The 14146-nt window shown below is 45.9% G+C and carries 11 protein-coding genes; 9 read left to right on the top strand and 2 right to left on the bottom strand.

Going from position 1 to position 14146, the window contains the following annotated elements:
* Nucleotides 1–33: 33 nt before the first annotated feature.
* Nucleotides 34–765, top strand: a complete 732-nt coding sequence (locus ACVBIU_RS15885) for a sulfite exporter TauE/SafE family protein (protein WP_447161479.1) — start codon at nt 34–36, stop codon at nt 763–765.
* 9 nt (nt 766–774) lie between these two features.
* Here the strand turns inward: ACVBIU_RS15885 and ACVBIU_RS15880 are convergent, their stop codons facing one another.
* Together ACVBIU_RS15880 and ACVBIU_RS15875 are read right to left on the bottom strand one after the other, a co-directional pair.
* Complete coding sequence (locus ACVBIU_RS15880; RefSeq protein WP_447164245.1) at nt 775–1968, bottom strand: conjugal transfer protein TraF; 1194 nt, start codon at nt 1966–1968, stop codon at nt 775–777.
* 208 nt (nt 1969–2176) lie between these two features.
* Nucleotides 2177–3091: a LysR family transcriptional regulator gene (locus tag ACVBIU_RS15875; RefSeq protein ID WP_447161477.1), complete on the bottom strand. Its 915-nt coding sequence runs from the start codon at nt 3089–3091 to the stop codon at nt 2177–2179.
* Between the two features lie 146 nt (nt 3092–3237).
* Here ACVBIU_RS15875 and ACVBIU_RS15870 point away from each other — a divergent pair, with 146 nt between their 5' ends.
* From ACVBIU_RS15870 to ACVBIU_RS15835, 8 genes are all read left to right on the top strand, one after another.
* Nucleotides 3238–3957 carry an SDR family oxidoreductase gene (locus ACVBIU_RS15870; protein WP_447164244.1) on the top strand — a complete coding sequence of 240 codons (720 nt, stop codon included), beginning with the start codon at nt 3238–3240 and terminating at the stop codon, nt 3955–3957.
* 395 nt (nt 3958–4352) lie between these two features.
* Entirely contained in the window at nt 4353–4682 is a 330-nt protein-coding gene (locus ACVBIU_RS15865; protein WP_447161475.1) for a c-type cytochrome, read from the top strand.
* Between the two features lie 180 nt (nt 4683–4862).
* Nucleotides 4863–6575, top strand: a complete 1713-nt coding sequence (locus tag ACVBIU_RS15860; protein WP_447164243.1) for a DUF3373 domain-containing protein — start codon at nt 4863–4865, stop codon at nt 6573–6575.
* A 49-nt stretch (nt 6576–6624) separates the two neighbouring features.
* The gene (locus tag ACVBIU_RS15855) at nt 6625–8022 is read left to right on the top strand and encodes a tetrathionate reductase family octaheme c-type cytochrome (protein ID WP_447164242.1); all 1398 of its coding nucleotides are present in this window, start codon (nt 6625–6627) and stop codon (nt 8020–8022) included.
* 300 nt (nt 8023–8322) lie between these two features.
* Entirely contained in the window at nt 8323–9981 is a 1659-nt protein-coding gene (locus tag ACVBIU_RS15850) for an ABC transporter transmembrane domain-containing protein (protein ID WP_447161472.1), read from the top strand.
* Between the two features lie 2 nt (nt 9982–9983).
* Nucleotides 9984–12101, top strand: a complete 2118-nt coding sequence (locus tag ACVBIU_RS15845; protein ID WP_447161471.1) for a peptidase domain-containing ABC transporter — start codon at nt 9984–9986, stop codon at nt 12099–12101.
* The gene (locus ACVBIU_RS15840; protein WP_447161470.1) at nt 12094–13419 is read left to right on the top strand and encodes an HlyD family type I secretion periplasmic adaptor subunit; all 1326 of its coding nucleotides are present in this window, start codon (nt 12094–12096) and stop codon (nt 13417–13419) included. Before ACVBIU_RS15845 ends, ACVBIU_RS15840 begins: the two co-directional genes overlap by 8 nt.
* Nucleotides 13420–13433: 14 nt before the next feature.
* The coding region (locus ACVBIU_RS15835; RefSeq protein ID WP_447164241.1) for a hypothetical protein at nt 13434–14146 on the top strand (713 nt) is incomplete at its 3' end.

Genomic DNA, 14146 nt, shown 5'->3' with positions numbered 1-14146 from the left:
TTCCCATATAAGCCGTCTTGGCTGGATAAACAGATGATCGAACCCATTACATTACTACTTGCCTCACTGATTATCTTTTGTGGCGCACTAACCCAAAGTCTTATCGGCTTTGGCCTAGCCGTCGTTGCAAGCCCCTTGCTGTATATCGTCGATCCGAGCCTAGTACCTGCACCTGTTATCATGATGGGATTCTCTATTGCACTGCTGACCCTATTTAGAGAGCGAGGTCAGCTTGAGTTTAATGGCCTGCAATATGCACTCTTAGGTCGTATTCCTGGCGGCATACTCGGCGCGACGTTGATTTTAATTGCGCCGCAACCGATTTTAGGTCTGGCGATAGCCGCGATTGTGGCATTGGCGGTTGGTTTAAGCTTGATGAAATTTAGCATTCCAGTGAATCGATTTAGCTTATTTATCGCAGGCATTTTATCCGGTATTTTTGGCAACATAGCCGCAATTGGTGGGCCGCCTCTTGCCATCTTGCTTTCCGGTAAAGATGCAGGCCAATTTCGCGCCGCCTTATCGGCCTTCTTTATCTTCAGCTCGATGATTGCTTTGATCATTTTGGCATTTGCAGGCTTGCTGACCTTGCATCACTTTTATATCTCTTTAATGCTGCTACCTTCTGTGATTTTGGGATATATCGTGGCGGGGCGATTGGTTGGGCGAGTCGACAAACAAAAAACCAGAGCGTTAACTCTGGCTTTATGTGGCGGCAGTGCGCTTATCCTAACCATTAAATCAACGATAGAGTTAATGGGTTAGCGTTACTCGTTAGAAATGGTAGGAGGTTTGCAGCACGCCTCCTACCGCATTGTCATCACCAAACATACCGGTGAAGTCTAAGAAAAACGAATCACCGAAGGCAAAGCCTGAACCCAATGAATAGAGATTAGCTGTAGAGTCTTTCATATCATGGCGATAACCCACTCGTAGCGACATCCAATCAAAGGCTCTAACTTCCCCCCCTAAGCGCCAATATTGAGTACCATCGAGCTCTTTAAACTTCTTATTTTCAATCAGATCGATATCTGTGGTTACCGATAAAATACCCCAGTCATAAACCACTCCAGCGGTTACTAAGGGCTCTACGCGGTAGGTAAACTTTTGCCCTTCAACTTCTATGGTATCCACATCCTGGCTAATCAAGTTTCTCCCCGACAGACCTAGCGTCAGCCCTTCAAATGGTTGCAAGGCGACACCGATATCGAGGTTAAAGTTAGTCTCATCATTACGGTACTTAACGTCGTCAAAATCACTGGCATCAAAGTTATTCGCATTGGCAATATAGTTATAGGTGTCAACGCGCTGAAACTTTGGCGATATACCCACTGCAATCGGCATATTGACGATAGAAAGTGGAAAACTCAATGCAATACCTAAATCTGATACTGCGCCGCCTACTACTTGCCCTTGAGAGTCTAAATCAGAAATTTGTGGTGGATTATTAGGATCTAAATTATTGAGGGTATTGATATCTGACTGCGCGATATTAGCAACGCCGACGGCGTTGACATAAGTCTTATAGAAGATTGCCATCGGCATTCTTTGATGTGGAATGGCCACGCTGAAACCAAGCCCTGCACTCGCATAGGCTGAAGTGCCCTTTAACGACTCTAAATCAGCTACTAAATCATCACGAAATTGATTAATATCACCACTATTGCCAGTATCAATCGCATCAGCTAAGCCATCGTATGAGTCAATCAGCGAATCAAACTTATCTATCATGTCATCGCTATCAGCCATATCGATTCCAAGAACAGGCATCAGCAGTACTGCAGAATTGTCTTTATGCGCATTAATCGCGAGTAAGGCAGGATTAACAAAAGCCGCCCCCTCTTTATTTGAAGCTGCAACGCCCGCTCCCCCCATAGCATCGCTTCGAGCCTCATAATATTCTTGCCCTGCATAGGCTGAAAAGCAATGTAACAAGGCACAAGCTAGTGCTATTTTCTTTAGGTTCATCCATTCCACCTTTTAATGTCCTTAACGCTCTAAGCAGCAATACGACTCAAATCGAAAAAAGGTTATTTTTGTTCTTAAGATATTCTAAGACAAAATCGACTAAAATGGATGACAAATTTAACCTTAAATAAACATTTATATAGCAAAATGTTTGCCACCCCAATCATCAGTAACAAACCGATTAAAGGGGGATCAAAATTAATTCAATTCAATTTTTTGGCAACGCCACATATTCCATAAAGTGCTGTGTAGTGAAATCAATAAACTGCCTTAATCGAGCTGGTTGAAACTGATCTTTGTTATAAAGCAGATAAAGCGGTGTATCCGATATGGTCCAATCTTCAAATACATGCACTAATTCACCGCTATCTAACTCCGTGCTACAGTAAATTTCAGGTAATCTGACAATACCATTTCCTGCCAACGCACTACTTTTCATCACGCGGCCATTTTTACATAAGAAAGTGCCAGCAATCGTGACCTCTGCCTTTTGGTTTTTATCGCTACGAGAGTGATAATTCCAGTGGTATACCGACCCGGTAATACAGGCATGGCTCTTCAACTCTTTTGGATGCAGAGGACGACCGCGCTTAGCAATATAAGCCGGCGATGCCAGTGTACAATTGGCAATGTCCATCAACTTTCTCGCCACCAAGCCTGAGTCTTCAAGCTCTCCCATTCTGAAGACCAAATCAAACTCATCAAGCACTAAGTCTACTCGCTGGCTACTAAAATCAAGATGGATCTGAATGTTCGGATGTTGGCTCATAAAGTCGTTCACCAGTTGGTTGACGATCTCTTCACCGATATAACCACCAACGCAGTTAATATTGATTTTTCCCTGCAAGTTATGGGCGTTATCAACCGTCTTGGCGACGGCTTGCTCCATAACATCTAAGGCATGTTGGCAGCGCTCATAAAAAAAGCTGCCCTGCTCTGTTAATCGCTGCGCCCTTGTTGTGCGAGTAATTAGGGTCACTCCCAGGTAGCGTTCTAATTGCGTTAACTGCTTTGAAAGGTGAGAACGAGAGCAACCTAGCTTTTCAGCCGCAAGGGTAAAACTGCCTTTCTCTGCAATCACGGTAAAGGCGCGAACATCTGCTAAATTTAGGTCTTGATACATGAACGGCAATCCATTTTATCTCGGTATGTTGACGAGCATTAGAAGTCATATGTAAACAATCATATTCTCTATAGATTATATATCAACAATATTGGTTTATATAAAATACTCATCAATCGAGATCCTACCCCCTTATTGAGGCTGATATGAAACAATTAATCGTTATTACAGGTGCATCTTCTGGTATTGGTGCGGCAATGGCTAGAGCCTTTAGCGCTAAGGGTCACCCACTGCTTTTACTGGCACGCCGCATTGAACCTATGCAAGCTCTGGCACTTGAAAATAGCTTATGCGTCAGTGTTGACGTAACTGATGCAGATGCAATGAAAAGCGCTATTGCTGCAGCCGAAGCCAAGTTTGGCCCTGTAGGTTGCTTAATCAATAACGCTGGAGTCATGCTACTGGGCGCAGCGGATGTTCAAGATCCTGCCGAATGGAGCCGTATGCTTAACATCAACGTGATGGGTGTACTCAATGGTATTCACGCGGTTCTTGCCGATATGAAAGCGCGCAAAACAGGCACCATCATCAACGTGAGCTCAATAGCAGGCCGCAAAACATTCCCGAACCATGCGGCATACTGTGCCACTAAGTTTGCTGTACATGCACTCACAGAAAATATCCGTGAAGAAGTCGCCTTAGATGATGTGCGTATGGTGACGATTGCGCCTGGGGCAGTTGAAACCGAATTATTAAGCCACACCACCAGCGAAGAGATCAAAGCGGGTTACAACGAGTGGAAAGAGTTCATGGGCGGAGTGATTGAGCCAACAGCGGTTGCTGATGCAGCCGTGTTCGCCTTCGAGCAACCACAAAATGTATGTGTGCGTGAAATCGTATTAGCACCTACGCGTCAACAGCCTTAATCTTCCCTCACACAAGTTAATGCCCTTCCAGTCTTTCTGCTAGGGCTTTTTATTAACAGCAAGTCAACCTAGTTATCACTTTAGGGATAGCTAAAACCCAAAAACGTGACACAGACCTCGCACCAAAAACACTCCGCAAGACAAAAACAGATAATCAAAATCACACTCAAAACCATAAAACCCTTTAAAAACAACAGCAAGCACACACACGCCAACCTCCATTAGATTTTATTCAATGATCTTTTTATCAATTAGATTTTTATCATGAACATGATCAAGCTCAATATTTAACCCAACAACACCTGCTAAATTTAGTAACAACACGGAAGCATTTTTAAAGCATTTAATTAACCACGCAAAGGACGGCATCAAACCTATAAAAAAGTAAGGAATTGATGATGAAAACAATCTCAAAAATCGGAATAGGCCTTGCCCTTGCGCTGTCTTTGGGGCTTCAAGCCCAGGCTGCAGACGGCGGTAACCCTAAAAAGGGTAAGCACCTTTATAAAAAAGAGTGTAAAGCCTGCCATAGCAAAGGTGATGTGGGGGGAGAGATCACTCCAATGACAAAAACCATGAGCCAGTGGGATCGCTTCTTTAAACGTATGAAGCACAAAGGTGATCAAGAAGCCTTTAATGCGCTATCTGAAAAGGACTTAAAAGATATTCAACAGTTCCTTTATGACCATGCGGCTGACTCAGATCAACCGCAAACCTGTGGCTAAGACGCGGTAAGCCGACTTACCACCATTCTTAGATTCTCAGAGTAACCAACAGATAAATTAAAAATGGGGAAAGCCTCAGGGCCTCGTGCTGCCAAAAATCAGCCAAGTCCAGGTTGCCCCTCAACATCAATCGAGACAAGACAACAGCAAGATAAGTCAAACCTCGAAAGGAGAGATGTTATGCGTACCCTTATATCACTACTCGTTGCCAATGCTATCGCCTTATCTGGCAGTGTATATGCCAATGAAAACGACGCTCAAAAAATTTCAGATCTAAAGCAACAGCTAGAGGACATCACCAGCGAGATTGACGATCTCAATGATCGCGTCGATAACAATGAGCGCCACTCCGCCCTCGACAGAATTTTGATCACTGGCGACTTTCGTACCAAAGCTCACTCACTTCACTATCAAAACGTGACCTGGAACCCTGCAATAAAGGTCAATTTTAGTGACTTTGGTGCCAAAGCGATGTCCGGCGCATTTGGCATGCCAAATGATCCAAGCTCACCTTTAGGTAAAATGATGGCGGCAGATCCGAATTTAGCGGCGGCATTCCAAAGTGGTCAGCTTCAGGGGATCATGCCTTATGTTTTAGCTCAAAAAACCACTCAAGATATCGATAACGATATTTTTTACACCACAAGGTTACGCCTCAATTTAAAAGCCAAAGTCTGGGACAACGTCAGTTTTGCGGGCCGGCTCTCTATGTATAAAAACTGGGGCGACTCTACCGGAGTGCAAGTATTCGATTCTTGGCGCTCATTTACCATGGATGGCACCAGCAGCGGTAACACCAGTGGCGACTGGCTAAGAGTCGAGCGCGCTTATTTCGACTGGAAGAACATCAACGGTTCACCATTCTATCTCTCCATTGGACGTCGGCCTTCAACCTATGGCCCCCCAACCCAATATCGTGAAAATGAGCAACGAGGCGGAACGCCATCAGGTCACTTAGTCAACTTTAACTTCGATGGTGCCACATTAGGATACAAGCTCGGAGAGTTGACCGGAGTCGATGGCCAAGTTGTGCGTATCTGTTATGGCCAAGGCTTTGAATCCCAGTGGGGTAATGGCGAAATGTTTGGCGATATCGTCACCAAAGATACTCACTTAGGTGGCTTTAATATTGATGCGATAAATGATGGCAAAAACTTTCTTCAATTCACCCTCTTTGGCGCCAAAGATGTCAATGATGGCTTTAAAGGCACCATGGCCTTCCCGACTCAGCTAGCGGGCATTTTTGCGCCAACTATGTATCAAGATATGCAGAAGTTCAGCAACTTTAACTTTGAAACTCGAGTACAGCCCAGCGGTGTTATTGGCGATATGTTCTTAGGTGGGATCGGCTTTGCACGTGAAGAAGATAATGACGTGAAATGGTTTATCTCTGGTGGTTGGACACGCGCTGATGGTAACGGCAACGCAGGCATGTTCGGTGGCATGTTAAGTGATGCCGTTTTTGAAGCTCAGCTTAACGCCGATGGCACTGAGATCATCATGATGCCAAGTGCCGCTGACGACAGTGGTCCAAAAGAGGGTTACGGTGCCTATGTCGGTATTCAGATCCCTGCCCCATACGGAAAATTTGGTCTCGAATATAACTATGGGTCTAAATACTGGACCCCATTCACGCAAGCGCAAGACGACCCTATCGGCAGTAAGCTAGCGACTCGTGGCCATGTCGGCGAAGCCTATTACATGTTTGATATCAATCCACGTATGTTTATCAAGCTTGCAGGTCTCTACTATGACTTTGAATATACGGGTAGCGGCACGCCTGTAGGAGCACCTCAAGATATCGATGAGGTTATCGCAGGCACGGCTTACTCAATGTTACCCGTCGTCGACACCGCCTTTGATGTTAACGCCTCTCTCACCGTCAACTTCTAACAAAAATGGATTCCCCCTCGGCTAATTACCGAGGGGATGGAGATTCGTCATGAAAACCATAGCTATCACACTCAGCCTGCTCACTATGCTCCTACACTGCACTAGCACCTGGGCAGCCCAAGACCATAGTGAGTTTATCCAAGGGCCATTTGCAACGGGTTCAGACGTTACAACTCAGTGCATAGAATGTCATGAAGATCATGCCGCAGACTTTATGAAATCATCACACTGGACCTGGGAACTAGAGCAGTCTCTTCCTGGGCGCAGCGTAAAGCGTGGCAAGAAAAATACCATTAATAATTTCTGTGTTGCGATCTCCAGTAACGAGCCCCGCTGCACAAGCTGTCATGCGGGTTACGGCTGGAAAGACAATAACTTCGACTTTACCGATATGACCAAGGTCGACTGTCTTATCTGCCACGACACCACCGGCACCTACGTCAAAGACCCTGCTGGCGCGGGTGAAGTCTCAAAGAAAGTCAACCTTGAACGGGTGGCGCAAAATGTAGGAACACCTGTGCGAGACAACTGCGGAACCTGCCACTTCTATGGTGGCGGGGGCGATGGCGTCAAACACGGCGATCTTGATTCTTCTATGTCTTACCCAGACAAACGTACCGATGTGCATATGGATACTGACGGTAATGACTTTCAGTGCCAAGACTGTCACGCCACGCTCAATCACCAAATAACAGGTAATGCCATGGGCGTCTCACCTGGAGGTAATAACCCAATCGGCTGCGTAAACTGTCACGAGAGTACGCCCCATGAAAACAGCAAGCTTAATGAGCACAGTCAAGCGGTTGCCTGCCAAACCTGTCATATTCCTGAATTTGCTAAAAACGAACCAACAAAAATGAGTTGGGACTGGTCAACCGCGGGCTCTGACCGGGAACAAACCCGAGATGAATATGGCAAGCACAACTACATGAAAAAGAAAGGTGACTTCGTATGGGCTAAGAATGTTATACCTCAATACGCCTGGTATAACGGTAAAGCCGATGCTTATATGGCTGGCGATAAAATACAGCCTAACGCTGTCACTAAGCTGACTCATCCTTTAGGCAACATCAAGGATCCTAAAGCCAAAATCGCACCTTTTAAAGTACATACGGGTAAACAGATCTACGACAAGAAGTTAAATATCTTCATCACCCCAAAAGTCTTTGGTAAAGATGGCTACTGGAAAACTTTTGACTGGGATAAAGCTGCTCAACTGGGCATGGCGCAAAATCAAACTATGGCCGAAAAAGGACTTAAGTACAGTGGTGAATATGATTTTGCTGCCACAGAGATGTGGTGGCCAATCAACCATATGGTTTCACCTAAGGAGGATGCCCTCAAGTGTAAGGATTGTCATAGCAAACAAGGCAGACTCGATTGGCAAGCCTTAGGCTATGACGGAGATCCGATGAAAGTGAAAGCAGGCCAAAAACACGCAAAATAACATTAACAGCAACGGATAATCATCAGTAATAACGACCCATAATCCTGCCAACTGACCTTGCAGAGACTCCAGTAGTAAGGTGATTCGTCAGCCAGCATTATCGACATCCGCTGGCTGACTCTTTTTCATTATGCCTTTTAGTTAACCGCCTCTCCCCCTTGTGCACCCATAAAGAAAACTCTTCTAATGCTTCTTTTTGACTATATCCATGCTGTTAAATTTAAGTTAAGTTACTGTAAACACCCATTTATGGGCTATCATTTAAACACTGTTTTACTCCGTCTAGGATGAGGTCAGCAAATGAGAAAAAACTTAAGCTTAATAAACAGTAATCGGGCTTGGGCCGAACTGTTTCTTTCCTCAATCTTCATCAATTTGCTCTCACTTGCCCTCCCCTTTACCATGCTGCAAATCTACGACCGTATTTTACCGAATCAAGGCTACGGCACCGCAAGTGTGCTGGTCTCTGCCGTTGCAGTCGCTATCTTGCTGGAGTTACTACTACGCTATGCTCGTAGCTGGATGTTGGCGTCATCCGCGGCTAACTTTGAGCTCAAAACGACCACTAACCTTGTTAGCGCCCTGATGCGTTCTGATTACCATCATGTGGAAAATCTCGGAGCGGGTAAGGTTTCTAATGGACTGGCAAGCATTGCTGCCATTCGTGAACTCTATTCAGGCCAAGCCTTAGTTGCCTTGATGGATTTTCCATTTGTCCTGATCTTTTTAGCACTCGTCGCCTATATAGGTGGCCCACTCGTGTTTATTCCCATTATCGTTTGGGCGCTTATTGGGGCCTTGGTGCTAGTGATAGGCCAAAAATTAACCCGAGTCACTGAAGCGTTAGCGCTAACAGATAATGAACGCTCTCGTATGCTGATATTGGTATTGTCGGGGTTAACCACGGCAAAAGCCTTAGCAATGGAGACGCGACTATCGACAACGTACAATGAGATCAATTACCGCCGTCTTGCACTGCAACAACAGGTCGACTGGCTTTCATCCAAGCTACAAGAACTTATTCAAGGCGCATCCCAAGGTACGACCTTATTAATCGTACTGATTGGTTGCTTGGAAGTGCTAGATGGAGATTTAACGACTGGTGGCCTAGCCGCTTGTTCAATTTTAGCTGGACGCGCAATCGCTCCTCTTAGCGCAATCATCAGTTTACGATCTCGACTCGTATCAGCTAAAACAGCCATGTCTCATGTCGATGATTTAGCCAAGCTACCTCTAGAATCCTTTAACGGTCACACTCAGTATCATCAAAAACTCCCCCTTGGGCCGATTACCTTTGAAGCTGCAGCAAGTCACCAAGTAGGCGCAAAACTCGCGAACTTTAACCTGAATATTCCTTCGGGTAGCTTAGTGACTATCACATCAGATCCACTAACCCACGCCAGTTTATTATTGAGTGTTGTTGGCGCATTTCACCATTTAGAGCAAGGAACAATTTATATCGCAGGCATTGCACAGCTAGAGCATAACGCCAACGAATATCGCCAATCAGTCACCTATGTATCCCCCTGGCCCACTCTTTTTGCGGGCAGCCTACTAGAAAATATGACCATGTTTAGACCGGAGCGAGAATCAAGAGCGATGGAGATAGCCGAAGCTTTAGGTTTGACGGTGAGTATCGCGAAACTCCCCGCAGGTTACCAAACCGAAGTCGGCGTGAATGACAGTCAAATGCTTAATAAGGGGGCGATTAAGCTCATTGCATTGGTAAGGGCGTTAGTGCAGTCACCTTCTATTTTATTACTCGATGAGCCATTGATCTCATTAGATACCGACTCACAGGTGCGCTTGCTGACAGTACTTAAACAGTACCAAGGCAAGATGACCATATTGTGCGCCTCTCACTTTGACACCCTTAACAGTCAAAGTGATTTGCGGGTCAATGTCAGCGCAAATGGCGAGTGTGAAATACTGCCAACAACATCACCGGCACAAGGATGAATATGATGACGACAGATCCCGTAAGTGTTCATTCTGAAAAGCAGCCTGACATGCCAGAGCTAAAACCCATACTCATCAGTTTATTTCAACAGCTTGGACTTTTTGCTCAAGCGACCAACTTAATCAATGACCAAACGTTCCAAGATATTGATACCTCTCAGTTAGCAGGCTTACTCAAGAAGCACCATATCGGCTTTTCAGTGTACAAGTTACACCAGCAAGCCATCGCTCAATCGATCCATCCATTTATTGTGGTACCCGAAACTGAGCCCGCCTTTATTGCTCGCCGCCGTGACGAGCTATTTGAAGCTTTCGATATCGCTACAGATCAATGGCAAAGCATTCAAGAAAGTGCCATCCCCAAACCTGCACACCTGTTTGTTATCGAATACCTGCCAAGCAGTAAACAAAATATTCGCGCCTTTGCCGCGCACATGAGCAAAAGGGCTAAATGGTATCGTCCAGTATTTTGGCTTAGTTTGCTTTCAAGCCTGACAGGCCTGGCTGTTCCCCTGTTTACCATGGCGGTTTACGATAAAGTCATTGGTGGGCAAGCTCCCAATGTACTCCCCAGCATTGCACTCGGCGCAGCGCTCGCATTGGGAATATTAGTCGCCAGCCGATTAACTCGCGCCAATGTATTAGCCACCACCAGCAACCGTTTCGCCAGAGATCTTTCCGATCTGACCTTTAGACGACTACTCAGCATGCCTTTGATGGTGCTCTCTCGAGTGGGGATCTCCAATCATATGGCAAGAATGCGCAACGCTGAAAAAGTACGAACTTTGTTAGCCGGTCCCGGCGGCGCAGGCTTGGTCGATCTGCCATTTACCCTCATCGCCTTTGTGACCATCGCCCTACTAAGTGGTTGGTTAGTCATCGTCCCCATTGTGATGCTATTGCTTTTTTACCTCGTAATGAAAGCTGTTAATAGATATGCACAATCGGCTTCACCGACGATTAGTGGTGATTATCAAAACTCGATTAATGAGCTAGCAAAGAACCTATTACAATTAAAAACCAGTGGAGAAACTGACGGCTGGAATACTAAATTTGCTCGTCAATGCAAAGAGAACTGTCGACAAAACTTTTTATACGCAAAACGCAATGGCCTTAATGCCGCCGTCGCTCATGCAATGAGCCTGCTTACTGCGTTAGTCACCGTATTTACAGGGATTTTCTTGGTGTTAAACCAGAGCATCAGTCCGGGAGCACTCATCGCTTGCGTCATGCTGATTTGGCGGATCACGGGGCCGGCTCAACTGGCTTTTTCCTCCAGCCAAAAAATCACCATGATGGGCTCTGCAATTACTCAGTTTGATCGTTTTATGCAAGCAAGCACTGAACAAAACGAGCTTAGGCTCGATACACCCGATACACATCAAGCACCCGGCATCAGCTTTCAACATGTAACGTTACGCTATTCTGCAGACTTAGAGCCATCCCTAGCCGGTGTTACCGTCGATATTGAGCCTGGAGAAAACGTTGCGATTATCGGTCCAAATGCTTGCGGTAAAACCTCAATGCTATTGGCGGCGATCGGTGTTGTTGAAGCCCAAGCTGGCTATGTCACAGTCAACAGTAAGAATCTTAAGCAATATGATCCTGAAGCTTTTAGACAGTGGGCCGCTTTTTGTCCTGCAGAACCGGACCTATTTCCTGGCACCTTAGCCGAGAACCTGCGCATAGCAAAACCTGAAGCGACAGATGCGGAGCTGACTAAAGCCTTAAAAGACGCAGGAGCAAACTCACTGCTCAATGCACTTGGAAATGACTTAAACATCAACCTATTTAATCGCGGTCACACGCTTCTCTCTGCCGTTGAAGGTAGCTATATTAGTCTGGCTCGCGCCTTACTTAAGCAGTCCAGATTTATCGTACTAGACGAACCCATTGCTAACCGTAACCCTATAGCTAAGGCGCAACTCCTCAAAACCTTTAGTGAACTTAAAGGACAGGCAACGGTGCTATTTACCAGTCATGACCAAGAGTTGATCCAGCAAGCCGACAAAGTCGTAATTTTAGATAAAGGTGCTGTGGTTTACGCCGGCCCCATTCCAGAACAAGCACCTCAGCAACCACCAGCTGCGTCATCTCAGGAGAACCTCTCTAATGGATAATCGACAACTAGCAAATCGAGTCTGGCCTGAGCACGAGTTTACCGATGCGATTGAGGCGCCAGCGGAGCGAAAGCTGATCAAGCGTATTATTTTGCTTATCACAGGCTCTATCCTGATCATGCTGCTGTGGTCTATTTTTACCCATGTTGAAGAGATCTCTAAGTCCAAAGGCCAAGTGGTACCGCTAGGACATAGACAGGTTATTCAAAGCCGTACAGGAGGCACCATTGCTTCTGTTGAAGTCGAAGAAGGCGATGTCGTTAAAGAGGGCGATATACTTGCCACCTTTGTCTCGATTGACAGTCAATCGGCAGAGGAGGAGCTCGCCAGTAAACGCGCTAATTTACTACTCAAAATTGAACGTTACGATGCCTTTATCGATAAGCGTGACGCCGACTTTACTGAGTTTGCCATTGAGTACCCACAACTGGTCAAGCTACATACCGCCTCACTTAAGCGTATGAATGAGGAGCGCACTGCTGTAGCAAGGCTTTCTGAGTCAGACATTGCTAAATCCCAAGCTGAAATTGACGGCTTACAAGCAGAAATTCCACCGTTAAGCGATCAGATTAAAACCGCAGAGCAGACACTTAAGATGATGCAATCGGTCACCGAAGTGCAAGCTGTTTCTAAGCTACGTATTTTAGAGTCGCAGCAAAAGCTTGATGCCTATATCCGTGAGCTAAAAAGCATGGAAAGTAAGCAACAAGTGCTGGCCAAAAACTTGCTCAATTTAGAGCAACAGCTGAAACAGAAACAAGCAACCTTGCTCAAAGAAGTTGGGGAAAAACGTACCGATGCTCAGGCTGAACTGCTGGGTATTATTGCCCGCTTAAAATCATCTGGATCTCTGGTCTCTGAAAATACCATGACCGCCCCCGTCGATGGCATTATTCAATCCATCCCCTCCACGTCATCTGGCAGTGTTATCCAACCAGGTGGAACGGTTGCCGTAATTGTACCTATGACCAAAACCGGCTTAATGGAAGCTAAACTCTCTCCGCGAGATATCGGCTTCGTTCGTGTTGGTCAACCTGTACGGATCAAAATTGATGCCTTTGACTACAGTCGCTACGGCGCCCTTGACGGCATAGTCAAACGGATATCTCCGAGCACCGATGCCGATGAAAAAGGCGGCGTATTTTACAAGGTGCAAATTGCCATCGATAAACCCTATTTTTCCGATAAACCGGGTCAGTTTGATCTAATCCCTGGCATGACTGGTGAAGCAGACATCGTCACTGGAGACAAAACGGTATTTCAATATCTATGGAAGCCTGTATTTACTAACGTAACCGAAGCTTTTGGTGAGCGATAAAGAGGATGTAAATAATGAGTCATGACGAGAATAAGCACACATCAGCCTCTAAAACACCTAATCACGCCACCGATAGCGAACACGCGCAGCAAAAAAAACGCGATCTAAAATCCAAGTTAAAAGCCAAACAACTCGACAAAGATGTTGATCGCTTAAAAGCAAAAGAGCTTCGAGATACCGAGAAAGCGACAAGCATTGGTAATAAAGATCTCGTTGCCGATAAATCTTGGAGCGCTGCCAGCCCCATAGCAGGTGTAGACACTAGCCCCTCAAACAAGGAAGCCACACCTAGCGAAGATCCTCTAGCATCGACACGTTCAAATAATGACAATGTACAAGCTCAAACATCAGCTATCCAGCCCAGTAAAGACGAGCAAGTTACCCCTCCAGCATCACAAGATAGCCAAGATCAACAAACAACAGGAACACGTTTGCATAGCGCTATCCAAACCTCAGGTTTCAGAGCCGGAGCGCATTTTCATGCCACTTCTGATAAAAGCCCCGAGTTAAGCACGATTGCACAACCGCTGACCTTTAGCGCAAATGAGCATAATCAGCCTCACTTTACGGTAGCGGTGACAACAGATACTAATGCTCAGCAAGTTAGTCCCCTGCAAAATAAACCCACTTTAACAACTACCGAGACTGGCACTGGCACTGGCACTGGCACTGGCACTGGCACTGGCACTGGCACTGGCACTGGCACTGGCACTGGCACTGGCACTGG

The organism is Shewanella sp. 30m-14, from assembly GCF_052977125.1.
Note: the sequence above shows the minus strand (reverse complement) of the source record. Positions and strands in the feature narration are given on the sequence as shown.